Annotated in this window: 20 protein-coding genes; 13 read left to right on the top strand and 7 right to left on the bottom strand. The window is 51.8% G+C overall.

The window, feature by feature from the left end:
- Window positions 1–551 precede the first annotated feature (551 nt).
- Window positions 552–1,718, top strand: a complete 1,167-nt coding sequence (locus tag EAO80_RS03860) for a minichromosome maintenance protein MCM (protein ID WP_122088621.1) — start codon at window positions 552–554, stop codon at window positions 1,716–1,718.
- Window positions 1,719–2,421: 703 nt separating this feature from the next.
- On the opposite strand, the gene EAO80_RS19445 is transcribed toward EAO80_RS03860, so the two are convergent.
- Together EAO80_RS19445 and EAO80_RS19450 are read right to left on the bottom strand one after the other, a co-directional pair.
- Window positions 2,422–3,132 (bottom strand): GNAT family N-acetyltransferase, encoded by a 711-nt coding sequence (locus tag EAO80_RS19445; protein ID WP_162993862.1) that lies wholly within the window; start codon window positions 3,130–3,132, stop codon window positions 2,422–2,424.
- Between the two features lie 1,418 nt (window positions 3,133–4,550).
- Entirely contained in the window at window positions 4,551–5,459 is a 909-nt protein-coding gene (locus tag EAO80_RS19450; RefSeq protein ID WP_162993863.1) for a hypothetical protein, read from the bottom strand.
- A gap of 515 nt (window positions 5,460–5,974) precedes the next feature.
- On the opposite strand from EAO80_RS19450, the gene EAO80_RS03880 reads away from it, so the two are divergent.
- The 6 genes from EAO80_RS03880 to EAO80_RS19455 all read left to right on the top strand — a co-directional run bounded on the left by EAO80_RS03880 (window position 5,975) and on the right by EAO80_RS19455 (window position 16,753).
- The gene (locus EAO80_RS03880; RefSeq protein WP_122088625.1) at window positions 5,975–6,982 is read left to right on the top strand and encodes a restriction endonuclease; all 1,008 of its coding nucleotides are present in this window, start codon (window positions 5,975–5,977) and stop codon (window positions 6,980–6,982) included.
- 915 nt (window positions 6,983–7,897) lie between these two features.
- Window positions 7,898–8,089: a hypothetical protein gene (locus tag EAO80_RS03885; RefSeq protein ID WP_122088626.1), complete on the top strand. Its 192-nt coding sequence runs from the start codon at window positions 7,898–7,900 to the stop codon at window positions 8,087–8,089.
- 5 nt (window positions 8,090–8,094) lie between these two features.
- Window positions 8,095–12,231 (top strand): class I SAM-dependent DNA methyltransferase, encoded by a 4,137-nt coding sequence (locus EAO80_RS03890; protein ID WP_122088627.1) that lies wholly within the window; start codon window positions 8,095–8,097, stop codon window positions 12,229–12,231.
- Window positions 12,218–15,154, top strand: coding sequence for a DEAD/DEAH box helicase (locus EAO80_RS03895; RefSeq protein WP_122088628.1), 2,937 nt, complete (start codon window positions 12,218–12,220; stop codon window positions 15,152–15,154). Before EAO80_RS03890 ends, EAO80_RS03895 begins: the two co-directional genes overlap by 14 nt.
- Before the next feature lie 222 nt (window positions 15,155–15,376).
- Complete coding sequence (locus EAO80_RS03900; protein WP_122088629.1) at window positions 15,377–15,835, top strand: hypothetical protein; 459 nt, start codon at window positions 15,377–15,379, stop codon at window positions 15,833–15,835.
- A gap of 372 nt (window positions 15,836–16,207) precedes the next feature.
- Window positions 16,208–16,753 carry a hypothetical protein gene (locus EAO80_RS19455; protein WP_162993864.1) on the top strand — a complete coding sequence of 182 codons (546 nt, stop codon included), beginning with the start codon at window positions 16,208–16,210 and terminating at the stop codon, window positions 16,751–16,753.
- A gap of 159 nt (window positions 16,754–16,912) precedes the next feature.
- Here EAO80_RS19455 and EAO80_RS03905 read toward each other — a convergent pair whose 3' ends face one another.
- From EAO80_RS03905 to EAO80_RS03915, 3 genes are all read right to left on the bottom strand, one after another.
- Entirely contained in the window at window positions 16,913–17,701 is a 789-nt protein-coding gene (locus EAO80_RS03905) for a hypothetical protein (protein WP_162993865.1), read from the bottom strand.
- 104 nt (window positions 17,702–17,805) lie between these two features.
- A complete protein-coding gene (locus EAO80_RS03910) occupies window positions 17,806–18,975 on the bottom strand; it encodes a hypothetical protein (RefSeq protein ID WP_122088631.1) in 1,170 nt (389 codons plus the stop codon).
- A gap of 396 nt (window positions 18,976–19,371) precedes the next feature.
- The gene (locus EAO80_RS03915) at window positions 19,372–19,920 is read right to left on the bottom strand and encodes a hypothetical protein (RefSeq protein WP_122088645.1); all 549 of its coding nucleotides are present in this window, start codon (window positions 19,918–19,920) and stop codon (window positions 19,372–19,374) included.
- Between the two features lie 200 nt (window positions 19,921–20,120).
- Here EAO80_RS03915 and EAO80_RS03920 point away from each other — a divergent pair, with 200 nt between their 5' ends.
- The 4 genes from EAO80_RS03920 to EAO80_RS03930 all read left to right on the top strand — a co-directional run bounded on the left by EAO80_RS03920 (window position 20,121) and on the right by EAO80_RS03930 (window position 23,244).
- Window positions 20,121–20,348: a hypothetical protein gene (locus tag EAO80_RS03920; RefSeq protein ID WP_245998429.1), complete on the top strand. Its 228-nt coding sequence runs from the start codon at window positions 20,121–20,123 to the stop codon at window positions 20,346–20,348.
- A gap of 750 nt (window positions 20,349–21,098) precedes the next feature.
- Entirely contained in the window at window positions 21,099–21,923 is an 825-nt protein-coding gene (locus tag EAO80_RS03925) for a hypothetical protein (protein WP_245998430.1), read from the top strand.
- Between the two features lie 566 nt (window positions 21,924–22,489).
- Complete coding sequence (locus EAO80_RS19460; protein ID WP_162993866.1) at window positions 22,490–22,651, top strand: hypothetical protein; 162 nt, start codon at window positions 22,490–22,492, stop codon at window positions 22,649–22,651.
- A 56-nt stretch (window positions 22,652–22,707) separates the two neighbouring features.
- Window positions 22,708–23,244 carry an FxLYD domain-containing protein gene (locus EAO80_RS03930; RefSeq protein ID WP_122088632.1) on the top strand — a complete coding sequence of 179 codons (537 nt, stop codon included), beginning with the start codon at window positions 22,708–22,710 and terminating at the stop codon, window positions 23,242–23,244.
- 42 nt (window positions 23,245–23,286) lie between these two features.
- Here EAO80_RS03930 and EAO80_RS03935 read toward each other — a convergent pair whose 3' ends face one another.
- Entirely contained in the window at window positions 23,287–24,510 is a 1,224-nt protein-coding gene (locus EAO80_RS03935; protein WP_245998432.1) for a hypothetical protein, read from the bottom strand.
- Window positions 24,511–24,901: 391 nt separating this feature from the next.
- Entirely contained in the window at window positions 24,902–25,063 is a 162-nt protein-coding gene (locus EAO80_RS19465) for a hypothetical protein (protein WP_162993867.1), read from the bottom strand.
- A 144-nt stretch (window positions 25,064–25,207) separates the two neighbouring features.
- Between EAO80_RS19465 and EAO80_RS03945 the strand changes: the two genes are divergently transcribed.
- Window positions 25,208–25,672 (top strand): hypothetical protein, encoded by a 465-nt coding sequence (locus EAO80_RS03945; protein WP_162993868.1) that lies wholly within the window; start codon window positions 25,208–25,210, stop codon window positions 25,670–25,672.
- A 6-nt stretch (window positions 25,673–25,678) separates the two neighbouring features.
- Window positions 25,679–26,977 (top strand): hypothetical protein, encoded by a 1,299-nt coding sequence (locus EAO80_RS03950; protein ID WP_211330629.1) that lies wholly within the window; start codon window positions 25,679–25,681, stop codon window positions 26,975–26,977.
- Window positions 26,978–26,984: the final 7 nt, after the last annotated feature.

Genomic DNA, 26,984 nt, shown 5'->3' on the forward strand with positions numbered 1-26,984 from the left:
TTCGCCGCCGGGCTCAATACAATATTCGAGTTGTTCGGCGGGGGAGATGACGGTTTCAGCGTTCAGCACTGAGTCCCTTCGGATGGCGAGATATTCTGACCTCGTGTTAGGATTCGGTCACGTCGCGCCGGCCTCTCTTTGAGAGCAGTCGATATCAGTGATTGATTGGAGTAGTCAGATACGCGAGCGCGATGTGCGCCACCACCATCACTGCTTTCTTGCAGCCCACACCCACGAGAAGTACAGCAGGTTTTGAAGTAAGTCTCAGACACTCATATCTGGTCGGCGGCCATCCCATAGTTGCGGTACATATGAGTGTCCCGAGCAGCGCGAGAACCCCCGTCTCGGAGCGACCACCGGGAGCGAGAATACGGCGTTTCTTGGAGTGCTGCGAGGGTTCTGGTGTACTGGTTCTGGGGATGAAAGAATATATCTCAAAAGGAGATTGGCGTAGGGGACGGGACTCGCTCGATTACCTTGGCCACCTAGCGACCGCAAGACATTCTCGGTCGGAACGTTAGCACTTTCTGACGGCGTAGTGGCGATACAACATGGCCTCTGACGTGTCCGAAACTCCTGCTGATTCCGGAGATGACTATAAACGCTTGCTGGCACTGTTGAACGACTACGGCATCTCCGAACGTCTTCAACGGCTGCTCGCACTCCAGCTGGCCGGCGGCTGTACTCGGACCGAGAACGGCAAAACTGTCCGCGGTGAGATCAATCTCCAGCTGGTCGTCGATCCAATTGTAGATCAGACTGGGCTCCTCGAGCTTCTTTCCGAACTGACGCCCACCAGTACGACGATCAACGGGACCGACGTGAGCTTCAGCGGGTTGTTCGCCAATGCCTCCGGACGCTCGCTTGAAAATGGTGTCCTCCTTGATGATCAGTACGACTGGTATTTCATCTATCAAGCGGGCGATCTCAGCCACCAATCGGTGCGGGCACTCGGTGGCCTGCTCGATTCGGGCACTCACACTGTGACCAAATCCGGCATCCACGAGCATCTCGAAAACCACGCGAGTCATCTCCTGATTGATACGCCGAAATACGGCCATTGGGATTCGTATGAGCCACTGATTGAGCAGATCTCACCGTACGGTGAGATTTCTTCGAAGGTCGACCTCGTCGCGGCGAGTTCCTCGCCTGAGCCACTCTCGTACGACAACGAGGCGTTCACTGTCGATGAGGCCGCAGAGTATCTCGACGCTGTGCGGATGATCACGCCGACAGTCTCCGACGCGCTGGCCGAGGAGATCGCCGCCTCCACTCACCACCTGAACGAGGCCATTGAGGAGGCAGGCGTCTCGCTGCAGATCCATCCTAACGCGGTGCGGCGATTAGTCGAGGCGAACGCCCGTCTCACCACCTCTGAGACAGTTGAGGAACGCCACCTCACCGACGTCTTGGATCTAATCCAAGACTGTCTCGAGCAGCTCGGCGTCGCCACTGAGGAGGAGGAGGGTGAATACGACGTTGAGGTAAACGAGACTGGACAAGCGAAGGTGGATCACGAACGCGTGACGGCGATCAAGACGATCGTCCACGACCTGCAGGAGATAGACGACGGCAGGCTCGGTGCCCCCGCGGAGAAAGTTTACCAGCGTGCTGAGCAGGAGGGCATGCCACCGAAGCGGACCAAGCACGAGATTCAGAAGCTCCGCGACAAGGGCGAGATCTACTCGCCCGACCAGGACTACCTCCGACTTGTGTGAGAGAACCCTTCCTTTTAGGTATCCGCTGATATCTGAACGCAGTACCGTATTCTGCCAGAGCGCCGGCGGGCGCGACGGCAGGGACGGTGTAATGGCGATATGGCTCTCTGAGTTTTCGACAGAAGGTATATGCAGTTCTCATCGCATGAGTGGAATTCGGCCAGGCGAACAACCCCGTCATTTCGCCTAAGGGGCTATGTCGAGGCAGCACTTCCCCTACTTTAGAGCGTACAGGGAAGGGTCCTCCCGCCTGCTGCGACCATCAGGGATCAGCTGACAGTCCGCTTCGCGAGCAGCCACCCGACCGCGCCCAACGGAAGCACCATGAGCCCCGTTGTGGTCTTTTTCACGAGATATCTCGTGTTCACATTGCGGAGGGTGCCTATCCCCAGGCCAAAGGTTTGACCCTAGGGCCCTTCGTCAAGATCTTCCTTCCACAATCAAAATAAATATCCACTATAATAAGTATTACTATACTTCAATTTGACCAACATATCTAGCCTTCCTTCACTCCAGGAGGGACTTACTCAGTTCCTTGAAGAAAAATTGAAAGGCAACTACCGGCGGAACGCAAAGCGTGTCATTACCCGCTATATCGGCTGACTCGAGCAACGAGAAAAACAGATGAGATTAGGAGAGAGACTATCGAGTGCTACCTATTGGTATTACTAGTCAGGATTTCTGGCAGTGACGCTCGCTAGTCCTACATCACCTGATGGATGTGGGCGTTCGGACCGTCATCCCCTTTCGCGTGGCCGACCGATCGCAGCACCTCTTTCATCGCCGAATTCGGACTCTCAACGAAGTAGTGGTTAGCCGCCTCTTCGCCGTACCAAGGCGCACCGATCTCGTCCCACCAGAACTTAACAAGTGCGCTGCCGATGCCCTGGTTTCGATAGGATTCTGCGAGATAGAGATGGCGAAGCACTAACTCGGTTTCATCGCTCGTTGGACAGTAGGCGAGGTAGCCAACGACATCTCCTCCATCCAACGCAAGGATCGCGCTGTGGATGCCGATTCGAAAGCGGCCGATGTGATCGACGGTGGCCTTCGCTGCCCAGTTCGCCAACCAGACGGCATCGGTCATCCGGGTCCGATTCGATGAGTCGACGGTGATACCGCCGATATCCCGGGGCTCGTGAATTCGATGTTGAACGAAGTTTCCCGGGAATTGAAGCAGTTCTATCGGCTGATGGATGACCGCATCGCGATAGAGTGCGAGAATATTGAGACAGCGATCCTCTCGACAGACCCAGTACTTGATGTCAGAGTCTTTGAGCCGCTCGATTGTGAGTCGTTGATCCCATCCACACGTGAGACAGCGGACTTGAACCTCGTCTTCAGGACCATCGAGAGTCGGAGCTTCGTGCGGATAACACCCTCTGAGACACACGGATTCATCGATGAATTGCACAGCAAACGGGTCTGAAGAGAGCCGAATAAATCTATGGTTCAGAATGAACCGCCTGATTGGCGTGCTTGGACGCCTCTCGTGGTGGCCTCTGCTTCGAGTCGGCTTCTCGCCGCTTCTGCGCCTGTAATTTAGACGACATCGCCCTCTCCTCAAGTTGAAGAATCTTCTCCTCGTTTCATCAATATTCACGAGCGCGCGTCACGCGGATAGGTCTAAGACTGCCTGTGCTGCTCGTAACAGTAGGCAATCCTTTTCGGCTATTTTCTCACCTCTAAATCTCTGACAATTCATACACTATCACCCTCTACTCGCTCCCGAACAAGTCCAATCAGATTCTGGAACTGCACCATCGCCTGGCAGAATATCGGGATCGCCACCCACTCTGAGAGGAACCACCAAGCCGCAAATCCCAGTGCCACGAAGAATAGAGCGAGAAAAAGCTGAGAGAAAAGGTCGATCGTCCACAGAAAAGAACTGGGCGAGAGAGATGTATCTTCCCGATCCCCTGAAGACCGGGTTGATGTATCTCGTGACAAACTATGTCCTCCAAAAGTACCGCGCTATTATCGTAAGCCGCCGCTCTGCGCCTACCGCTCACTTCTATTGTAATAGCCGACAATATGACAGATTGACCTACAGAAAAATCGCAGACTCTCCCCCAGAAGTACAAACTCCTCCGTTAAAGGAGCTGTAGCGTCTCGTAGATCTATGACAGATCTACTGGAGCCACCTCTATCGGACCAGCAACCCGATGTAGTGGGTGACTGTTTAGCGAGTTCCGTATCTGTGTGACTACCACTCACACCTGAAATCCTGTAAAGGATTGGAATTGCTTAGAATCCAATCAACTGCCAAATGAGAGAAATCAGCCTGTCATGGGCCTCGCGTGGTCATCAGACATTTCGCACGCCGAGACGATCTAAATATACTCGCTATTGCTTGGTGTAGACGGACCAGAAGCCCGCCTAGGTCTAAACGTCCTGTACCAACAACGAGCGTTCATGGAAGTATAAGCCTATTCCTAAGACAGAAGCCAGGCTACAGCTGAACGCAGCCCGCTTACTACGCCCTGTCTATGATCATCCCGACAGTCATCGCGTCAGCATCTCGCCGGGACTGGGGCCGGGGGACTAGCAAACACTGTATTCCTGGCTACACAGTGGATCTCACTGCACTCACGGGGGCCATTATATGGAATACAGATTTTATATCTGTATTCGATAATTGTCAGACTTAACACTTATATTTTACTGACGGTTCATCAGGAGGCGGACAATCGTCCCCCGTCTCAACTCAATCAGCTCCACCGTCATACGGGTTCAGCAGCTCGATTGTCTCACCACCATCGTACGTCCTTGACCAACGCTCTTACTAAGAGTAACCCTAAGTATCTTATTGGTAGCAGAATGTCAAATTTACTATTTCTTTTTCATCGACTCTATATCATATTCGAAGATTCCATATTTCTGTTTACAGTATGATCTTAGCTCCTTTAATGAATTTAGTATATATTTTTGATTCTTTGTTATTTCTCTCGCTCCATGAATTGTTGGATGGTCAAAAGCTGCTTCACGGAGTTCCACATCATATCTTGATAAAAAAGCCTCGCTTTCATCAATATTGAGTGGTTCTCCAGTAACTAGTGAGTGTGCTAAGTCATCTGCTACATCATCGCGTATAACCGTTCTCATCCGCTTATTTCCCACACTTCTTTCTAATTCAAACGGAATCTTTCTCGATAATCTTGGGACCAGCTCTTTCCTATCTTTTCTATATTCTTTCCAATTATTACGATATCGGGAGATTTCATATCCAAGATGTCTGTCAAAGTGTTCTCTCTTGCTGCATCGAAAGCAAAAATCCTCAAAATCTGTGTAAATATCATCTGAGTCTGGCCCATTCCATGGTGGGAGTTCTCGGTATTTGAAGGGATGAAGCTTGTTTTCTTCATTCTCAACTCGGTCAATTAACCTTTGTAAAAAACCTCTCTTTTTCTCAGCTGGAAGGTTGACACTTAAGGAATCAACATGATGTCGGTGTGAACTTATTTCTTCTATTAAGGGATCAATCGCAAAGACAATAAACCATTTGACGTGTTCATATTCTCGGTCACGACGGGCTTCTGTGACTAATTCTTGGTTAGTCTGCTGCATTTGGATAGATGCGTAAGTATAGATGATTGTGGCGATTAAAAGAAAAGCACTTAAGATCACTTCTGAAACAGACGTTGCTTCTGGTATTGCAATTCTTCCCAAGAATACAAGTATTATTACTAAAATAAGCGCACAAATTAACCCTATTGGGATTGCAAGCGCGACCTTTCTCATCAGCCATCGAATAGATTTGAGTAATTTACGCTTCCATAGCCACGGCAAAAGCTGTCGTCGCACAAATTCTCTCTTTGGTCATTTCAGATAAATTTATATGGTTTTGAGATCCTCTCCGTTCGCTTCTGCGCGATTCCAGAAATAATCCGCGAGAGCGAACCACGTAAGCAAGGCCGTTCTAGTAACAACTACGAACAAACCGAGAATAGTACAGTAGTAGTGTCGGTAGTAGAAACGATTTTGGCTGTTTTGGCTTTGCGAAGATATCACACCACGGTGTGATTAGATACAGAAGGTTTGTCTATTGCTCTACAGAGTTATCTTCTGTTCTGATCCCATGTTATCCCATTGAATCCCATAGAGCGGCTTTATCGTGGAGACCGTATATCTGTTTAACTATGGGCGAAATCGGAACAGCCAAAATAGTCAAGCGAGGACGTCTCGTTTATCAAAAGCAGTGCGAGAGGCACTTGGCATCTATGGAAATAGGCACTGTGTGTTAATTGATATCTAATATGAAGGAAGAATCAAACAAGAAACGTGCAAAGGAGCTGGCTGCAAATGCAGAAGGCAATATCAAGTCAAGAAGATTGACTAAAGTAGGAAGTGGAATTCTTGCTGGCTACCTGAATGATCGGCCATTTATAGATCTCCTCAGTGAAGATGAACAGCCGCACTATTTCTTTTTCAATGATGTTAAGGGTGTGAATATTACTGGGAAAATCGTCCGAGCCGGTTGGATGAATCCCTATCGTAGTGGGATGTGGATCACCGATCGGGGTATTCATTTTACTGTAGGACGAGAAAATGGAGACTATCATTTCTATCTCAAATTCAACATAGTTGATGACATCGAAGTGCGAGAAGGATTGACTACCTATAGATTCATATACCAGACGCATCGAGGTGAATATCAATTTCCGGCAAATGCGTCAGGACCCCACGATTCGGCTAAGAGCTACATAGAAAATCAAATCGAGAATCAGGTTGCGAATCAGATATCTTCGCAAAGTCCTCCTACAATCGTCTCAGACAAATCTACCTCCGACAACGTGCAAACCCAAATTGAAAACAGGGTTATAAACCAGAAACCACTACAGAGTTCTCAGACTAATATTTCAGATGTATCTCCTCTACAAAGACTACAAAAGATGGATGAATACAAGTTTGAGCATTTAGTTGCGGATATCTGGAAAAATCAAGGATGGGAAGTTAATCTGACAGCAGGAACCGCAGATCGGGGGGTGGATATTATCGCTATTAGGGATGATCTGTTTGAACAGCGGCAGCTTATTCAGGCGAAAAGATACTCTGCTGGAAATAAGGTTGGAAGCAGTGAAATACAAAAATACTCCGGACTCTATATGCGCAACGAATTGATTGATGCTGTCGTTGTAGTCACAACCTCCGAATTCACAAATGAAGCGAGGGAGGTTGCTAAACAAAGAAATGTAAAGACAGTAAATGGATTGAAACTAGTTAAGATACTAGAAGAATCTGAGATATCGTCATTTGAAGAATAGAATATCTATGGGGATATAGGTCTCTCTACGGCTAGATTAGTCTAGAAAGCCAAAAATCCAGTATTTCGCTCGCCTCCAAACAGGCACATTCGCTTTCTGCTGCTGTTTTTGGAGTTTCCGCTCCTCTTCCATATATTCGACAAGCTCCTTGGTATCGTCGATTCGCTGATTCGTAGCAGCTAATTTGTCTTTCAAACGCTGATCCTATCATTTAATTCCATTGAAATAAAACCCCTGTTTCAGAAGGGTTCGCACGGCCTCTGCTTTCGTCGTATCGATTTCATCCGAAAACGCATCAATTTGATCGTTCAAGTTGTTAGAGACTCGTGCTGTAATCTGATTCTCCATATGATTTCTTGCCAGCGAGCGCAGGCACAAGCGCTGGCAGGAGCTGGCCAGAGGATACGTCACTCCCGGCAGACGGTCCACTCGTGTTTTGTGGCGGGCTACTATCTCGAGCAGTGCGAGAACCCCCGTCTCGGAGCCGACCGACGGGAGGCGAGAATACGGCGTTACTTGGAGCGCCGCGAGGGTTCCGGTAATACTATTCTAGTTAACATTTTTTTTGGATAGCTAATGAGTGTGTTTTGATACCCGGTCTCTGAACCATTTCGGCTTCTATAGTTATCCAGGTATACGACCATTCTTAGATAGTCTGGTATGCTACCTTCTCGAAGGGCAGGTGACCGAAACCTTCTAGCCAATCGATATATCGTCATTTAATGTGGCAACATTAGTATGAACACGACAGATGAGAGGCGAATAGTGACCAAACCAATGCGGATTTCAACTTACCTTCTCGCCTTCTCGATCTCGAAGTGAGTCTACTACACGCGACATGATAAAATACCATCAATTCAGTATAGTCTAACGAAAGACTATATACTCTGGTTGAAAGCATCTCAAACAGTACTAATGGCCCGCAAGCAAGTCGGCCGGAATACCGGGCACTCCGGTCGCGTCAATCTCTCCGGATCCGAACTCAGCGAACTCGAAATTGAAATCGGCGACACAATCGAGATCGATGTCGCTGAGACCAAAGAGATCGCACATGCGCTGATCAACAGCAAAGACTCCGATCAGTTCCTCATCGTCACTCCAGTTTAACCACCATGCAGACAGCACTTAGCTACCGAACGAACCGAGACCTCTTTTCTAACTACTATCTTGACGAGCACCTCCCTGAAACCGAAGAATGGGACGAGATTAGCGAGGACGAGCTCAGCGAGGCATACGAGGAAATCAACGAGCTCTGGGAGCGCGAAAAGAATACAGCACCCAAGCGTAACGAATCCCAGCTCGAAGAGAAGTTCATCCGGCCGATGTTCCGGAAGCTGGGTATTCCATTCGAGGTCGAAGAGAGTACCAGCCGGACCCAGCGTCGGCCCGATTACGGCTTCTTCGAATCAGAGCAAGCGGCTCGTGGCGCGTTCGAACGTCGTGAAGAGGGTGGCGACTTCTACGAGAATACCGTCGCCGTTGCAGACGCGAAACGCTGGGGACGCCCGCTCGACACGCGTGGGAGTGGTGAACATGAGCGTGACTTCGAGAACCCCAGCTATCAGATTCATGTCTACCTTCAAGAGACAGACGCCCGCTGGGCGGTTCTGACTGACGGACAGAAATGGCGGCTGTACTATGGCCCCACGAGCCATCGGCTGGACTCGTACTACGAGATCGACCTTCCGACTGTCCTGGAAAAGGGCGATATCGAGGACTTCAAATATTTCTACTTGTTTTTCCGCCACGAAGCATTTCTCAAGGACGCAAGCGGAGATAGTTTCCTGGACGACGTCTACGGGGAGAGCAACGTCTTCGCACAGGAGTTAGGGGAGGACCTCCAGGACAACATCTACGACGCGATTAAGGTCCTCTCTGAAGGATTCCTCCAGTATCCTGAGAATGATCTCAACGAGGATGATCTCGATCGGATACACGATAGCTCACTCATCTACCTGTATCGGCTGATTTTCGTCCTGTATGCCGAGAGTGAAGGACGTGACCTGCTCAATACGGACAACGAGATCTACGAGCAGTCATACAGCCTGAACTCACTCAAACAGGAGATTGCCGAGGAGCTCGATAGCGCGGATCCTAAGTACCGAAACTGGCAGGATAACCTCTGGTCCCGCTTAGAGGAGCTGTTCAAACTCATCGACCAAGGGAGTAAGTCTCGCGGTATTCCGGAGGAAGACCTCTATATTCCAGCCTACAACGGTGGGCTCTTCCGTACAAATCCAGATGCAAACGACAGCCAAGAAGCACGGTTTCTCGCCAATCACGAGGTCGGTGACGCGTATCTCGCCCGCGTAATCGAACTGCTTACTCGTAGTCAGAGCGAGGGTGGAAAGATATTCGTCGACTACTCGTCACTCGACGTGCGCCACCTCGGAAGCATCTATGAAGGGCTCCTTGAGTATCAGCTCAACGTAGCCGACGAGCCGTTGGCACTCGACGATGGAGAGTACGTAATTCCCGACGAAGACGATGAGATCATCGTGGAAGCAGGAGAGGTCTATCTTACAACAGGCTCTGGTGAGCGGAAAGCGACTGGGTCCTACTACACACCGGAATACGTCGTCGAATATATCGTCGATAATACGCTCGAACCACTGGTTGACGACATTCGCGAAGACCTCGTTGGACAGAGTGCGCGTGGCGACGAACGAGGGTTTGCCGAGCAGTTCGCCAACCGTGTATTCGATCTGAAGGTTCTCGATCCAGCAATGGGGAGCGGGCATTTCCTTACGAACGCTGTCGACTACCTGGCCCGCGAAATCATCGACGCTCAGGAGAAGCAGGCTGCACAGCAGGGAATCGAGACTGTCGACGAAGACCACGACATTAACTGGGCTCGCCGCCAAGTTGCCCAGCGTTGTATCTACGGAGTAGACCTGAACCCGCTCGCCGTCGAGTTGGCCAAGGTATCTCTGTGGCTGCGAACGCTCGCCGCTGAACAGCCGCTTGCCTTCCTTGATCATCACCTGAAGACCGGAAACTCGCTCGTTGGAAGTGACATTGAAGAGATCGAGGAACTAGAGTCAGAAGGTGGTGGTGACGAGCAGAACGCTTCTCTCGCAGACTTCGGTGTAGCTCGGAAAGGGACTATTGAGCAGCTGATGCGGATCTACGAGGATTTCATCGCTATTGAGAACCAGGAACTCGCGGACGTCAAGGAGATGGAGTCCAAGTACGACGAGTTTGAGCGAAACAAGCTTCGACAGCGGCTGGAGTCGATGGCGAACGTTCAGGTGGCCAAACGGGTCGGTCTGAGTAATGTTCCCTTAGACGCTCAAAAGCGGATGGCTGCTGCTCTAGAAGACGATCAGAAGTGGAGCGACTTGGCAGCTTCACAATGGTTTCAAGATTCACAAAGATGGGGCGATAAAGCTCGGTATTTTCACTGGAAATTAGAATATCCAGAAGTATTCTATAATCAGGATGGTTCTCCAAAAAATGAACCCGGATTCGACGCCATTGTCGGTAATCCTCCCTATGTTGACTTCAAAACACTTCCACAAAGTCAAAAAGACTTGATTGAGCCTCTCCATTCAACCTGCAATGGGAAATTCGACGTCTATATACCCTTTATGGAGGATGCTATCCGATTGTCCAGAAGAATGGTTTCATTCATTGTTCCCTCAATGTTTATGAAGAGGGACTACGGCCGGGATCTCCGTCAATACTTAGTCAACAATACTTCACTGAGGACTCTTCTTGATTTCCAACATCTACAGATTTTTGGTGATGCCACTAATTTCACCTGTACAGTAATATTCGATAGGCAATCTTCTAATACTGCATATTATAAGAAATTAAGTAAAGACAAGCAACTTGCTGACTTACTTGAATACTCAGAACCGGATTACTCCGAGATCCTCACCGACGTTCTAACTGCTGATCCTTGGCAATTCCTTACCGAAAACCAAGTCCAAGCCCTTGGAAAGCTGAGGGAACAGTCTGTCTCCCTTGAAGACGTTACTGCTGGAATTCGACAAGGATTAGTGACAAGTAAGGACTCCGTGTTCCTACTTTCGGAAGACGAGGTAAGTGAACGCAATCTTGAAACCGAGCTTTGGCGTCCACTGGCGCGCGGTGAGGATGTTTCTCGGTGGAGTATGGATAGTCCTGAAACTAGGGTGTTCTACCCTTATACTGTAGAAGACCAACTAATCCCTGAAGAAAGGTTGGACAATGACTTCCCAAACACGTACGATTATTTGCTCAAAAAACGAGACGAGCTGAAGGGCCGATCTTACTATGAAGATGTAAATAAAGAGTGGTACGAACTTTGGCGGCCTCGTGAGACGAGTGTGTTTAGTGATGATAAAATCCTAGTTCAGGAAATCTCCGACAAGAACGTGTTCTGCTTTGATTCGGAGGGTTACTACTTCAATACGAAGGCATTTGGTATCCACCCAAAAGAGATCGACATGAAATATCTCCTCGGTCTACTGAATTCGAGCCTGCTTGAATTCGATCTGAAAACTAGATCGGTTCCGAAGAGGGGTGGTTACTACGAATATAATACTCAATTCCTGAAAAAATTATCAATTGTCGAAAGTCCGGAGGAAGATATAAAGGAACAAATAGTAACCGAAGTTGAGGCGGCGGTCCAAGCGAGCACTACCTATAGACAGCTTAATCTCAACCTGTTTGATTATATTGCCACATCGAGTTCTAGCTTCGATGGCCAGGAGTTGAGTGAACTGTATACACCTTCGGAAGGGCTTGCTACGTCAACGTTAGTCGAGGATGAGTCTACGAGGGAAGGATTACGCATTCAGTCTGGTAACGTTGTAAAAAAGCCTGGAAAGTTGCAACTCCAAGTTACAGTTCGGTATAAACCGGGCGACCCCGAAAACCATGATATTGATAGGTGGGGTTACACAGGGAGTGAGCCACTGGCAGCAATGGACTTTATTAGCGTATCTCCGGAGGAAGAAGCCCTAATTACTGAATTTGTGCCGTATGCAATTGAAGAAGCAAGTGGGTTTGCTAACTTTAGAAGAAACGCGACTCAGACAAAAACTCTGATTGACCGTCTTGAACAGCTTACCCTTCCCGAAACGGACAGAACTCAGGCAGACCTACAACGATACATAGATGTAAAGAAGGAAGCATCCGATCTGAAAACAGAGGTGAAGGAGGCTGAGGTAGAACTTGACGAATTAGTATATGAGTTATATGATATAACTAAAGAAGAACAAGAAACTATCGAATCCTGGTTATCGAATGACCGACTTTGAGGTCGGCGACCACGTCAAGTTCGCCGGCGGACAGGGCGAAATCACGAAAATAGAGAACCGCCCTAATGGAGGTCAACTCCTTCATGTCTACACCACAGAGGGACAGCTCCGAAAATTCCCAAGCGGCTTACCCCATATCGAGCGGATCGACTCCGTCGTTGACCGGCTCGCAGCCAAGCAGGTTGACGACCCGCTCCACCACGATCTCCGAGAGCGTGCGACTCGTCTCGACCTTGCCTATCGGTACGACCGGTTCCTCTCGCTGACGAACAACCGCATCGAGATCGAACCCTATCAGGTCCAAGCCGCCTACGAGATCCTGAACTCCTACGACCACCGCTATCTCGTCGGCGACGAGGTCGGCCTCGGAAAGACCATCGAGGCTGGGATCGTCATTGAGGAACTCATCGCCCGAGGACGCGCCGAACGGGTACTTATCGTCGCCCCCGCACCGCTGGCCGTCCAGTGGCAAGAGGAGCTCCGCGAGAAGTTCGACCGGAACTTCATCCTCTATGATCGCAACACCGTTCAGACGTATCGTCAGTCACATCCGAACCAGAACGTCTGGCAACAGGAAGACCGTATCATCACGTCGATCGACTTCGCCAAACAGGATGACGTACTCGAAGCCCTGCACAATCTCGAAGAGGAATGGGACATTGCCGTGTTCGACGAGGCGCACCACCTGACTGCCCGCCGTTCGAGCGATGACTCGACTGAACGCACACAACGCTACATGGTTGGCGAGGCCGTCGCGAACAACTCGAATGCGCTTCTCCTGCTCACTGGGACACCACACAAAGGAAAATCTGACCAGTTCTATCACCTTGTTAGCCTCCTCGATCCGTATCGGTTCAGCCACGAGTCCCAGATCACCCCCAAAGGTTTGGAGGATCTGATGATCCGCCGGCTCAAGGACGATATGTACGAGACCGACGGGACTCGGATGTTTCCCGAGAAGAACATTGAGGCACTTCCTGTTGAGATGACTCCCGAGGAGCGCGAGCTCTACAACGACGTGACTGAATACATCCGCGAGTACTACAACCTCGCACAGAACGAGGAGAACCAGGCTGCCGGCTTCACGATGGTTATCTACCAGAAACGGCTCGTCTCGAGCATTCACGCCATCCGGAAATCGCTCGAAAACCGAATGCGTGCGATCCAAAATGATGCCGTTGCCGAAGATCTACCCGACGACGTTCAGGAACTCATCCCGCGCTACAGCACGGAGCCCGAGACGCTCACCGATGCCGAACGTGCTCGCGTTGAGGAGGCCCTTGAACACGTCACGATCACGCTCAATCGATCACAGATAGATGCGGAACTCGGACGCGTCAAGCAGCTCTGGCGGCAGGCAAAGGCGATCGAGACCGATTCCAAGGCAGAACTCCTCCGGGAATTCGTCGAGCGCATTCTCGCCGAGGACCCTGACGAGAAGATCCTGATCTTCACTGAGTACACGGACACGCTCAAGTATCTGCGTGATACCGTCTTTCCAGAACACGATATTGCGCAGGTGTACGGCGATCTCGAACAAGAGCGTCGGCGTCGAGAGATGGAGAAGTTCGAGGAGGAAGCAAATCTGATGTTGGCGACCGACGCCGCACAGGAGGGTCTCAATCTCCAGTTCGCCCACATTATGGTGAACTACGACCTGCCGTGGAATCCGATCCGGATCGATCAACGAATGGGTCGACTCCACCGCTATGGGCAGGACCGGACCGTCGAGATACGTAACCTCTTCTTCGATAACACGCGGGAAAGCGATATTCTCGAACTCCTTCTCGAGAAGACCGATCAGATCGAGGCCGATCTCGGGATGCGATCAGACGTACTCGGTCGAATTCTCGAGAACGTCGACCTCGACGAGACGATCATGGCCGCTATCGCGGAAGGCCGACCAACCGAAGAGGTAGTTGCCGACATCGAAGCGACGATCGAAGAGCGAAAGCAAGCGCTCGAAACGGTCGAAAACGACTTTCTCATCCGCGATCGGTTCGATCTCTCTGATGAAGATCGAGAAATCTTGGAAATCATCGAGCGGAGTCGCCACGGCGAGGTGGGTGAAGACGACATTGAAGCGCTCGTCCGGGAGTTCTTCGACGAGTTCGGTGGGACGATCAAAGGAGTACGTCCTGGACCTGCTCGATCGAGTGGTGATATCTTCCGTCTTGGGATCCCAAACGTCCTCACCGGAGACCAAATCAAGAGCCACTACGACACGGCAACGTTCACGAAAGATGTCGCGATGGAAGAAGACGAGGTCGACTTCATCGCACTCGATCATCCGCTAGTCCAGTCGCTTATCGACTACTGTCTCGATTCGAACCGTGTCCAGGGCCAAATCGCCGTGAAAGTAGCGGCGAACCCCGAGGTGACACCGGGGATTCTGTTTAACTACCGGCTTGGATACGTGTCGGGTACAGGTGATGCGATCACTGAGAAGTTCGTTAGGCTGTACGCGACGCGTGAAGAGACGATCACAACAGAGATACCAACGTTCGAGAAAACGCTGTCGCCGAACGACAATGTCGTTAATTCGGGCTCAACCCTTGATCAACTTGCATCGAAAGCATCGCAACTCTACGATGTAGCCGAAGCGAGAGCGTGGGACGAGGTCGAATCGTTTGCGGATGAAGCTCGAACCGAACGGGAACGAGAGATCGGAATCAAACGCAAGCACGCTGAACGCTACTTTACGGATCAGATCGAGGAGTGGGAAGAGCGTCTTGAGACATATCAGCAGCGTACTGAGCAGGGAGCTGATATGAGCGCACCGATTGGGAATGCCCAGCGTGAGCTCGAACACCTTCGACGACAACGAGACAAAGAATTGAGCCAGCTCGAAGAGGAGCAGCACGTCACACCAGAAGAGCCAGAGTTAGTCACCGCTGCCCTTGTAATTCCTTCAGAGGAGTGATCGTGAGGGGGGAACGTCCCTAAGCCAGACGTAGACCCGCTCAAAATATCGCGAAAAGAAGCATAGTAGTCAGTCACTCTGTTCTACCTCGTCGTTACGCTCCCGACAGCCGAGTTAGTTAACGCCATCAAAGAGGAGCGTTCGCTCACGTACTATGTTATCTTCCTCTCTCAAATAGGAAGAAAGATTAAGTGGAGCAAGCGTATGTGTTCACGTGGAACGATGTCACCAACGATCAATCTCGATGAGAAATTGCACAGAGAACTCGCTAGCTATGGGAATAGAGATGAATCGTACAACACAATCCTAGCACGTATTCTCAATCACGTTGATGAAGAAGAAGCGCAAAGAGACCGAATGAACCGAGACACTACGTTTGAAACCGACGAGGAAGAGGATACTTCGAGTAACCTTGCTGTTGAACAATTAGACGACGGGACGGAAGTTCGATTCAAGATTGAGCGCGGAGAGTACGCAGGAGAAGAAAGAACAGGGATCGTGAGAGGAGGGCGGATTGAATATAATGGAAGTACGTGGAGTCCTACAGGCATGGCCCGCGAAGCGGATCACGATATTCGCGGTTCTGACGCTCGTAATAGTGGATCATATAGCGGTCCACGAGAGGTTAAATATCAGGATGAAAGCGGACAGTGGGTGCCCATTCAGACAGCGTTGGAGTAACCTCAGCGCATATGAGGAAGTGGGTCAATCTTAATTGGCTAATAGACGACGATTCGCACCTCTAAGGTTGATCCGCTCGAGGCTTTCCATTCGATACGCTTCCCATCAAATCAAGGACGTTGCCAAGGGCTTTGGAGATCGTGGTTTAGTACTGTCCGTTTTGGTTCTGGTTGGCGGTGGTCCAGGTGGTTTCGAGATCTATGTTAACACTATTTATACTAACGTTGTTTTGACTGGTGCTGTAGGTGTTTCAGTTATCTCGGTTTCTGAAATACCTTCGGTATACGATATACTCACCCGATCGCCGGTCCTAACATCGTGGTTCGGTCTTAGCGATTAGAATATAAGCAGAAGAGATGAGTTTGTAACAAGATGCCCTACATGGCAATTGGCTCGGCACTAACGATTATTGGGGCGTTTATATTCATGATTTTGCAAACCTCCTTTACTCGAAAAAGGTGGTCTCCGGATCCATATGAGGAATGTCGAAGACAACTCTTTGACACCACATCAGTTACTGATGAGCATAACGAAAAACATCACCGTTATCTCACTAAAATCGTTGAGAAGAATTGGGACGGTGATCTTTCTGAAGAACCTTGGTTGTATCTTCTTGAGGGCCATCCAAGTAGACCGAAATCTCTGTTAGCAGTGTACGACCGAGACAGCAAAGGTCCGTTCGGAGACAATATGGAAATAAAAAGAAGTGGTGAAGAACCTGACTTACTAAGTATGACAGATATCAATGAATCAGAAAAGTGGGACTGGGTCTGTGCCAAAGGGGTACTAGATGATTGGTTCGAAAGAGAAATTGCAAATCGAGAAATACCGATCAAATATGCTCGATACATCGGTTTTGCCATATTCCTAATCGGAGTTTTGTTACACCTTCCTCCTCTCTACTACTACATTACATAATCTCATTCGCTGCTATTACGAATGAGTTCTTTCTGATCAACCGCTATCCTCATTGGTTGAGATGGTCAATATTACATCCGCGCTCTGTATGCAGTACGTTCGCTGAAACCTATCGTGAACTCGGAATTTCAACAGAGTCAAACTCAGTTCATAATTGGATTAGAACTCGCCCAACTTCTTTTGACGCAGATCAGCCTCAAGGTCAGAAATGAATTCGTCTGCCTTGTTCCGCAGAGCTTGGAATGAACTCGACTTGTGGAACCATGCTGGCTTGTCGTCCTTCTGCACCTTCCGCAGATGCTCATCTAACCCCTTCTTATTGTACTTATCGAGGAACTTTTCGCCCCATGTTCGCAACTCCTTCTTCTTCACCTCACTCATTGATCCCCAGAGCTTGTGCGACTCAGCTAACAGCTCATCTACGTTAAATGGGTCTGAGCCGTACTCACCTGCCAACTGAATCGCAGCATTCAACATATAGATACAGAACTGAGTATGATCCTCATCCTCAGCATCAAACGGATAGTAATCCGTGGGGATGTCCTTTCCGTGAGGCACCTCAATTGGAAACGCATCATCTAGGTCGGGCTCGCCAAACTCCTCTGAGCCCACGATCTCGATACGTAGGTTTGCATCCCCAACGTGTGCCTCAAATTGTACGGTCGTGAAATTGAACTCGCTTAAGTCATGGATCTCGGTCAGATCACCAAACGAAGAATACGAGAAATCGACACTCAGTTCATCCGGAGAGACACCTTGGACAGCTCCACGAAGTACGAGTTGGTCGGGATTCTGAACTGCTGTGTCGTACCGCTCGTTTTGGTGATTTTTCAAGTGATATGATTTAAAATCCAATAGCAAACTATGCTTGCGCCGATGAGCAGTCAGAATCAAATCCGGCTGAATGTAGTCGCCCTTAATGGGGATGCCTGGTTCAATGATATCCACGGTATACCCTAACTTTGATAGGGTATCTGGGAATCGGTCGTCTAGTTGGCACAAACCTATCCATGCATTCATCTGTACCGTGTGCGGCGATAGATAGTACGTCATTATGCCGTCAGACCAACTTTCGAGTTCTTTGGATTACTTCGCTCGCCAAAGGAGGCCTCTGCATCGTAGTATCGCTGGATGTTGGAAAAGATTCGCAAGGCAGTGTTTCCACACGCGTCATCAGGGAGGTAGAGTCGAATCCAATCTCGCTTGATTTCTAGCGTGAAGCTGTCGTTGTTGTGGAGGTCAGTCCCTCGAACCTTGTAGTAGTCGTCCGCAAGCCAAGTACCAACTCCCCAGAGTCGGAGTGGTTTTGTGGCGGAGGTGAAACTGTCGGCGAACTCTTTCAGATTCTCCACTGTGTTGGCGAGGTTGATTACTATTGGAGTTCCCTCAATGGATTGGCCTGATGAATGCCGTTCGTCTTCTTCAACCTCGATTTCGCGGATTGGATATCCAATCCGACTTTCTTCTTCAATTCCTCGAATGAGGTCTGCATAGAGTTCTCGTATGGTTTCGACGAACGACAGGTGCGCTTGAATGTCATTACCACCTCTAGTAGTTATCCGGCCATTGTTATCGATCCGCTCGATCACAGCCCCTTCTTCCACCTCCCGACGAATTTTCACCGAGGATAGCGACATGAACCGCTTCAGATCGGCGTCACTCAATGCATCCAGCAGCCAACTCGTTCCTTGGCCTGAACTCTGAATTGACAGTTCCCCGAATGGCAGATGTTCGTCAATATATTCCTCAGAGAATACGTCCTCAGCATCGTAATTGATGCCTGCCCCTTGGAACTTGCCAAGCGTAGTGAAGTAGCGCTGTAACTGCGCCGGGAACCAGAGATAGTCCAGTCCACTTTGTTCCGCCATAATCAAGTCCTCCATTGCATCCTTCGCTGGTCGGGACTTCTCGATCGAATAGAATGTCCAGAACCGCTCATCCTGGCTGTCTAAGTAAAACGTCAGGATTTCTTCGTCGTCCTCATCGCTTGAAGTATCGATGAGTACCTCAAATAGACTGTAATCCACCTTTTCGACAGTCACGTATTCAAATTTCTCCTTGAGGGTGGTAGCCTCAATATTAGTTTCGACGAGGAATGATTTGAGCATATTCTGTTTGTAGTTCAATTTCTGCTCTTCCAGCAGCTGGTCATAGGTTCCTTCTATTACGTGCTGGAAGTGCTCGTAAAGTTCCCGTCGATCCGTCGGTTCTATAGGTGGCATAAGTGGATCACGAAGTCGTCCCTTGGTTGGACATTAGCGTATAATGGTTGAAAGGGTTTGGCATAGGCTGCAAGTGGAATTCTACAGGCCATTCGCTTCAATTCTTGGGGGGAGACAGAGGGTGCAGACAACACACAAACAGTGATCTCTCCCGCGAGACGTTGCCCTGTGTTGAAATCGTTCCTGTGGCGTAATCAAATTGGATCGCTTCCAGTCAGAGGTTCACTATCTCGTGAAAATATCGTAGCAATTCCTCTCTCTCGAAGAATTGTGATTGATCATACGAACAGTGGATTTGATGAAAATGCGCCATGTATTCAGCACAACTTCTGAAACCTATCATCGTCTGATTGTTTCAAGAAGGTGACTAATTCATACAGTCGTTGTCCTCGGGACTTATCGGAGCGCGCACTCCTCGGCGTGGAACTCGGAGCACTCTACGTCCCCACGACGGAGCGACTCGCGGCCACAGTCCTCGCACCGGTAGTACGTTGCGCCACCCTGCTCCGGCGGCTCGAGATGCGGGCCGGTAATGAGCGTCTCGTCGTCCTGAGTGGGCGATTCAGTGGCAACACCACCGTCGGTCACGACCACGGCGTCGTCAACAGGCCGGTGCTCGACGGTCGAATCACCCAGTCCGCGGTAGTCCTCGCGAGCGGCGATCATCATCTCAACGTCCGTGGTCTCGTCGAGATCGGGCACGGCGCGCCGACCAAGCTCCATTTCGACGCGGCGCTGGTGCTTGCAGGGGCCGTCATGGTACTTCGAGCTCGGACAGTCACAGGTCTCGGTGATCAGACGGACGCAGTACACTGAGCCGCTCTCGCTGTAAACGTTAAACTCGTCGGGCTGGCCAGCGTGGTGATCGATGCGCATGCTCTCGGTCGCGGCGCGGATCGTTCGCTTGTCGATACCTTCTTTCGTGTTCGCTTGTTTCGTGCTCATGGGTTTGTTCTCTCGACCCGAGACAACCCCGCTCGCCTGTTCTAGCAGGCGGGCGACCATTCATTTCCGTTCCAAGCCACCCCAAGGAGCGGGTCTGTCTCTACTCATAGTTACTATATACAGTAACTTAAGAGTTACCAAAAGCAGTAACAATACTATATAGAGTAACTATTATAAGAAGGGATACCGTAAATAGTAACATGGCAGCCATCAAGCCTCGGGTCATGGCTGACGAGCAATACCGCTCACTCTTAACGGAGCGTGAACGGGAGATAATCAGAGGTGAGGCGGACGTCTCCGAGAGTTATTATTATCGGGTTGTCTCCCGCGTTCGCGATAAGATCGAGGGTCTGGAACATGACTTAGAGGTACTTGAGCATCACGAGACGCTCGCCGATGAGCTTCGGGGGGTCGTCTGCGATGAATGACCGTTCCCTCTGTCGAATTGAGTCCCTGGATTTAAAGTAACGGCATAATGAACTAAAGATGAGATAAGCTAGGCTACGTAAGCAGATGAAGGCAAGGAAACGTACCGGCTTGCTCCTGTCTCCAGCAGGAGGCGAGTGCGCGAACACTCGCGATCACCGGCACGATCTCCGTGATAGTTGTGGCGGCCCGCACCTGAGTACGGGAACCGCTATCTGTGTTTTCGGCAGGTGCGACCTTAAATTCTCGCTTCTACCGGTTGCGAGATCTGCCACTGCCCGTTCGGGTCTATCACGGTCGACATTTGAGCACATCAAGCGACATCACTACGTACCACGCGAGTAGCTGCGTTCAAGCAACCGGTCGTTCGGCTGATACCGAGCGAAAGCGATTGGCAGAGAGTTCTCCACAGTGCGGCACGATTCTGCCAGCTGATACAATTCACGAGAAGAGTGTCGAGTGTCCGTGGTGTCAGTGTCCGACGGAGGTTAAGCGATGAGCGGGAACAATTTTCTTTTTTCTCGGATCCTCCGAGGGAGTAGGACCCCCCGAGAGAATAGGAGCAGCAAATATAGAAAATCGCAAGACAGGACCGATCTAAGACGTCAATCAGTTAGACAGCCGAACAGCCACCACCACCGCAACCGCTTCCGCTTCCCTCTCTCTTGCTATCATTGTGATAGCGTTAGTGTTAGTGTGATATCACTCTGCTATCACGCTGATAGCGCACTCCTCTCAGAGGTGGTCGTGTAATGCCGTCCGAAGAGTGTATTGGCTGGCGGGTTCCCGCCGAGGAATACGAGAAGTTCCTTCGTCTCGTCGAATCGGAGCGAGGTGATAGAAACCGCTATGCGTGGATATTCATCGAGAACGCGATTCGGGAGTACATCGACGCTGACGACCTTCACGAGTTGGAACAGTTGGTTGATGCGGTCCTTCAGGCGGGAGGGTACGCACCTTCGGGGCACACCCCGAAAAAAGAAAAATCGAGCGCGAGTGAAACACTTCGCGGCGAAGATACCACGCTGGTGAACCGTCGGATCAACGCCGACCTCCGGGAGCGCTTCATGTCGTTCGTCAAAGAGCATACCGAGTTCGGAACGCGCTACGGCCTCGCACTCGGCTACGCGCTCCGAGAGTATCGACAAAGCAACCGAGCGGAACGAACAACCGAGAAATTCGCCCGCGTATCGGATGACATCTCGCAGATCGTTGCCGACCTCGGTGAATCGCAGACCACCGACGGCCTCTCGACGAAAGAGAGGCGGACAGTCGCGATGTGCCGGCACATCCATGATCTCCCGATTACCGTTGGCATTCATCCGATCGCTCGGCGCGATATCCATGCCGCGATCGAGAGCGTCATGGGGAGTTTCACGGACTACCTTAAGGAGACGTACACGCCGCTAATTCTCGATCGACTCGAGTATGAGCCATCGCCGAGTAACGCGGACCTTTTCCTCCCGATTGGTGACGCCGAGCAGCAACGTCGTGAGGAGGCTGAGACGGAGGCGACGCAACAAATGGACGTGCTTATGCAATCGATCCCGGCAACAGATGGTGGAACGTCTAACTAATATTCCCGCGACCTAGCTGCTGATTCGTTACTCTGAGAGCCTTGTGCAACAGTAGCCTGTGTGGGAGTAGGCGAATGTTGAACAAGGCTTTGCTTCTCACCACACGACGAACGATCCAGACAAGTATTGGGGTACAGTTCTATTACCGAATTTGTCCCTTCCGGTAGGCGGTCCCATCGTGCCTGGCGGTACAAGCGTCCGCCGGCCGGGAGGATGGTCGCAGCCGCCGACTGAGCGCAGCGAGGGAGGCGGCGAGGACAGGCGCGCAGCGAAGCGAGCACCGCCTCGTTCTGGACAGGCCGGCGGTTCCGGTAGTATTACTCGGCGTCCGCCGCTGTGAATCTCATCCTTCTCTAATTATACAATATGAGGGGGTTATTAGATCCTGGATAGTGTACAGAGTTAGGTGCCGATCAGTGTCGATATAGAGCGCGGCGGCGATCTTCACGAAGTGATTAAAGCGTGCTGAGAATGAGGGTGTTCGGCTCCCCCGAGCGTATGCCGAGTTGCTTGAGCAGGCGATAACCGAAGATGATGAAACTGAAGACATATACTAGAGAGTAGATATGATCCCAATAGATGCGTTCCACTATAGCGGCGAATTGGTTTACGAGATACTGATGGCACTCTCACAACTTATCCTCGATATGACCGGCTACTCCGGCAGCCCGGAGGGTGTCTTCGGGATGCTTCTGATCGGAGTAATAGTCGCGCTGATCTTGAGCTAACAATACCACCAATGAAACGGAGAGGGACACTCGCCGGGATAGCGACGACAGTTGGTGTGGCCGTGACAGGAGCGACGACGTGGCTGTTCACTCGAGACAACGATGGCACCGAAAACGGTTCTCCATCCAATTCTGAGCGCGACCAAAACGAGACGGGGAATGATACCGCTGAGAGAGGAGAGGCACCACAGGCGTCGAAGGAGGACGTGGGGAATCAAAGCGAGCACCCAGAGGCAGCGAATCCCGAACCGGAACCGCAGGGACCGGAGACAAACGAATCAGCGATCAACGAGAGCGCACCGGACACGACGCCGACGGCAGAGGATGTTACAGTATCGAATACGGAACTCGTTACAGAATCTGACACGGCGACAGTGACGGGCGTAGCGACGAATGAAGCGGATGAACCCGTGACGGTTGAACTTGAAGTTCAGTTCCTCCAGGAGGGCGAGCAGCTCGACAGGGCTGCTCTTGGTGGAACCACTGGGTTACAGCCGGGCGACGAATGGAACTTCTCGATTACGGCAAGGGGGAGCGGGGTCAGCGAGGCAACTGATTACGAGATCTCGAAGAACGTGCGCGTGGCATCGTAGTCTCTTAACCAACAGGACAACATCGCCGGGGGTGAGTGTTGGTTAAGGCTGTCCAACAGAGAACGACGTCCTGAGACCGTATTGGTTGTTCTTGGCGATGATCCGGCCGTATCCCTGCTCATTGACGTCGATATGTGGCGGGATGTGGCCTTGCGTGATAGCCTCCTCGCGACTGCCATGGACGAAACGGCAGCCTTGGATCAAGCACTTCTTGGCGGGTACACCGCCGATGTGGACGGCGGGGGTCTGGTTCCCAGCGAAGGGATTGCCACCCTGCGAGATCGACGAGGTCGCAGCCGCCCGAATGACGTGGGAATAGGCGACTGTCGTGTTGAGGATGCGAATCAGGCCACCGCTCCTGTATCGGTAGTCTCGAGCCGCTGGGTCCGATGAGCCCGTTATATTCTCGCCGTTGTAATGGTAATCGAGGGCGAACAAACTGGCCGCAGGCCCGACGAAGCTCTCCGAAATGGTGTAGCCACCGTCACTGAGCCCCTCGCCGGCCATCATGTGCCGCGCGGCGTTCAGAAAGCACCGCTGAACGATGGGGTGGCCGACGTTGACTTCGATGCAGTACCCGAACCCAGACATCATATTATCGTGAATCGAACAATTGGAGATCCGAGGGTACGATTGTTCCCGCTCCCGGTTCCAACTCGGCGGACAGTTGACCGAGATCGCCATCGTCGACCAGCCGAATATCTCGCAGTTGTCGACACGGGCATTCCCTGAAACGATATTGAGACCGCGGGAGTGACGTTGAGAACGATATTCCTCACGTTGGGCTGCGTTCCCTGACCCGAAGGGGATGTAGCCTGGATACCACTGACTGTTCCACGTCGCGCTTGTGGGCCCGCGATACCGCACGCCGGTCATGCGACTGTTGGACCCGAGCTCGAGGACACCGTCGACGGGACCGCCACGGTAGGCTTCTGAGGTCCCACCCATCGTATTACTGTAAATCAGGCCGCCGGGATGGTTGACTGATCGACTGGAGGCGATCACGGCGTTAGTGACGATCCGAGACCGGCCGGAGTAGTTGATAGCGGCGTCAGCGGGGAGCCAGACAATCGAGGGGTTCTCGCGAGTGGCCTCGTCGAGTGCAGCATCGAATTGATCGGGAGTAGTGGCGATATGCGTCGCATCCTCGCGCGTGATAGCGGGTTGCTCGTAGGCAAATCCGGAGCCCACACCACCGGCGCTAACGTTTCCGCCGCCACTCGAACCGCCGAATAGGAGGCCGAGACAACCCGACGTGGCGCTCATCGTTGCTGCTCCCGCGGCTCCAGCGGCTCGGAGTAAATTGCGTCGGGAGGTGGTCGACCTGCCATCGGTCGTGTCGATACTGGTTGTATCGTCGGATTGGACGTCATTTGAACCTGAAGACGGGCTATTAGGGGGCATGGGTTGGCTCGGAGAAAGTATTGTGGCCTAGAACCGACGGCTCACGACGTAGATCACGCCTAGAGTCGTGAGAAGCCAAATTGCGTAGATCGCGTAGTGATTGACCGTATTCTCGATTAGCCACGGTCGCATGGCAGCGTAAGAACCGAGTGAGACGATTACAATCGCCCACGCATAGATCAGGTACACGACTGTACTCCAAATCGCCTTGAAGGGCGACGTGGCACTCATGCCGACCACCCGCTGACTGTGACTATTCCTCTTCCTTGTCGCACCCTGGTAGAATTCCGACTTCGAGGAGAGCGATTCGGAGGAGTTCGGTATGTGCTTCGTCGCGGCTGATGTCCTGTTCGTCGGCATAGTCGTTGACTCCGCCAAGAGCCCATCCGGCGACGTCGTGGTTTGGTCGTGGCATAGTTGAGCAAACTCGTGGCGGTATTTTCGGTCATTAATGTTAAGTCATTTCCGGCGTGAGGGTAGAATATGACTGATCCGTCCATATCGACATATCAGTCGGATCCGTCATGAAACTATTGCCATGATATCACTCAACCCTCAAATGATTGGGAGAATCGCACGAGACCGCTTCAGCGATCTCACGGCCTCGAGACGCAAACAGAACCGTCTCGCGGCGGTGATTACTGGGCTCGGAGGGATCCTGCTGGCTGTCGATCCGGCAGCTGCCCAGCTCGCGGATAACACGGGAACGCTCTGCGGGACGGGTGTCGACACCGGCTACATGTTCATTATGAGCATGATCGTCCTCGCTGGGATCGTCTTCGGTTCTATTCAATCCGGCTTCGGGCTGATCAATATGAACAGTACAGAGGACGACACCCACCGGAAGGGTCGACAGGGCGTCAAGAGCGGTGCGACGTCCTTTAGCGTGATCTTCATCCCCGTGCTCGTGACCGTGTTCCTTGAAGTCCTAGGCGTCAACCTCGCAACCTGCTTCATCCCGGACATCAACGTACTCGGTGGCGCGGTCGCGATCGCCGCGGTTCCCACTGAGAGTCTCGACTAACTCTTCATGCGACGTTTCACTGTCAGCATCGGTACGGTAGTGATGCTTGTCCTGCTCTTGTCGGCGATCCTGTCAGGTGTCGCACTCGGACAGGTTGGCGCTGACGCAGGTAACACGTCGAGTGGAAACGCCAGCAACGAAACGGTCGGCGACATGCCGATGGTCGGGACGAACGACGGAGCCGGGGGCATGACGGGTGTTAGTAGTGGTGGCGGTGGTGGGATCTTCGATGTCGATGTCGGCGAGCGCGTCTTGGAGATTACGGACACGCTGATCACCGCCGGGATCGAGACGGTACGGAACATCATCTCGACGCTTGTCGCCGAGTTAAATTACCTGCTGTACACGCTCCCAACGCCTGGTGAGGCCACTGACCCCATGTCGTGGTATCTGCCGGATAACGGCTGGTGGCCCGAGTTCATGACCTTCTACGGTATCATGTCCTCGGCAGCCTTCGCGATTCTCGTCCCGTCGTTGATGCTCGCGATGATCAAGAACGACAGCCGAGAAACGCGCCAGCGTGCCCGCTTCGCGATCAAGGCGATAGGGATGATCCTCGCCGGGCCGTTGCTGATCGGCGCGTTCCTACACACGTTCAACGGCGTGAACGTGGCGCTCGCACCGTCGGGCGAGGAGTTCATGAGTACACCCGGAGACGCGGCCCAACTCGGCGTCGGCGCGACGCTGTTCTTGTTGCTCTTGAAATTCTATGCGATCGTGGTGTTCCTCGGTCTCGTCTTTCAGCTTGCTCAATTCGTTCTCACGCATATCGCGGTCGCGATGTGGCCGGTCTCGTGGGGCTTCCGTGCGTTCCCTTCGCCGACCTTTGAGGCGGTCGGTGAGTTCGGCGTGAACACCCTCCCGCTGCTCGTGCTTCTCAATTTCGGCCAGGTCTCGATCCTCCGGCTACTGTTTATGATCGACTGGGGAGCATACGGGTGGGGCTCGGTGATCGCCGGCATGGTTGGGACGGCCGTGGTGCTCGCGTTGGTCCTCGTCGGCGCGCCGTATATGCTGTTCAAACAGCAGTGGCAGGCCGTCGGCGTCTCGATCGGAACTAAACAGGCGAAACAGGCCGGCAGTGACGCAGTCGACTTCGCCTCGGCAAAGATCGAGAACGTCCGCGATCGGTTCAATGACTCTCCCCGCGGCTCGGGCGGCGATTCGAGCGGGTCGGGGAGCTCCCAACCTCGATCGACAAGTGACCGATCCGGTGGGGCGTCCTCAGGCTCGGGGCCGCAGGCGGCGAGCGTCTCGGCAACCCCGTCCTCACAGGACATCAACCGTCGCCGAAGGGACCTATGACGATTTC

The sequence above is a fragment of the Halalkalicoccus subterraneus genome (assembly GCF_003697815.1).
Classification (GTDB): Archaea; Halobacteriota; Halobacteria; order Halobacteriales; family Halalkalicoccaceae; genus Halalkalicoccus; species Halalkalicoccus subterraneus.

Excerpts from the sequence above, each read along its gene's own strand:
- EAO80_RS03860 (WP_122088621.1), top strand. The coding sequence starts at position 552 with ATGGCCTCTGACGTGTCCGAAACTCCTGCTGATTCCGGAGATGACTAT.
- EAO80_RS19450 (WP_162993863.1), bottom strand. The coding sequence starts at position 5,459 with ATGAGAAAGGTCGCGCTTGCAATCCCAATAGGGTTAATTTGTGCGCTT.
- EAO80_RS03880 (WP_122088625.1), top strand. The coding sequence starts at position 5,975 with ATGAAGGAAGAATCAAACAAGAAACGTGCAAAGGAGCTGGCTGCAAAT.
- EAO80_RS03885 (WP_122088626.1), top strand. The coding sequence starts at position 7,898 with ATGGCCCGCAAGCAAGTCGGCCGGAATACCGGGCACTCCGGTCGCGTC.
- EAO80_RS03890 (WP_122088627.1), top strand. The coding sequence starts at position 8,095 with ATGCAGACAGCACTTAGCTACCGAACGAACCGAGACCTCTTTTCTAAC.
- EAO80_RS03895 (WP_122088628.1), top strand. The coding sequence starts at position 12,218 with ATGACCGACTTTGAGGTCGGCGACCACGTCAAGTTCGCCGGCGGACAG.
- EAO80_RS03900 (WP_122088629.1), top strand. The coding sequence starts at position 15,377 with ATGTCACCAACGATCAATCTCGATGAGAAATTGCACAGAGAACTCGCT.
- EAO80_RS19455 (WP_162993864.1), top strand. The coding sequence starts at position 16,208 with ATGCCCTACATGGCAATTGGCTCGGCACTAACGATTATTGGGGCGTTT.
- EAO80_RS03910 (WP_122088631.1), bottom strand. The coding sequence starts at position 18,975 with ATGCCACCTATAGAACCGACGGATCGACGGGAACTTTACGAGCACTTC.
- EAO80_RS03915 (WP_122088645.1), bottom strand. The coding sequence starts at position 19,920 with ATGAGCACGAAACAAGCGAACACGAAAGAAGGTATCGACAAGCGAACG.
- EAO80_RS03920 (WP_245998429.1), top strand. The coding sequence starts at position 20,121 with ATGGCAGCCATCAAGCCTCGGGTCATGGCTGACGAGCAATACCGCTCA.
- EAO80_RS03925 (WP_245998430.1), top strand. The coding sequence starts at position 21,099 with ATGCCGTCCGAAGAGTGTATTGGCTGGCGGGTTCCCGCCGAGGAATAC.
- EAO80_RS19460 (WP_162993866.1), top strand. The coding sequence starts at position 22,490 with ATGATCCCAATAGATGCGTTCCACTATAGCGGCGAATTGGTTTACGAG.
- EAO80_RS03935 (WP_245998432.1), bottom strand. The coding sequence starts at position 24,510 with ATGAGCGCCACGTCGGGTTGTCTCGGCCTCCTATTCGGCGGTTCGAGT.
- EAO80_RS19465 (WP_162993867.1), bottom strand. The coding sequence starts at position 25,063 with ATGCCACGACCAAACCACGACGTCGCCGGATGGGCTCTTGGCGGAGTC.
- EAO80_RS03945 (WP_162993868.1), top strand. The coding sequence starts at position 25,208 with ATGATTGGGAGAATCGCACGAGACCGCTTCAGCGATCTCACGGCCTCG.
- EAO80_RS03950 (WP_211330629.1), top strand. The coding sequence starts at position 25,679 with ATGCGACGTTTCACTGTCAGCATCGGTACGGTAGTGATGCTTGTCCTG.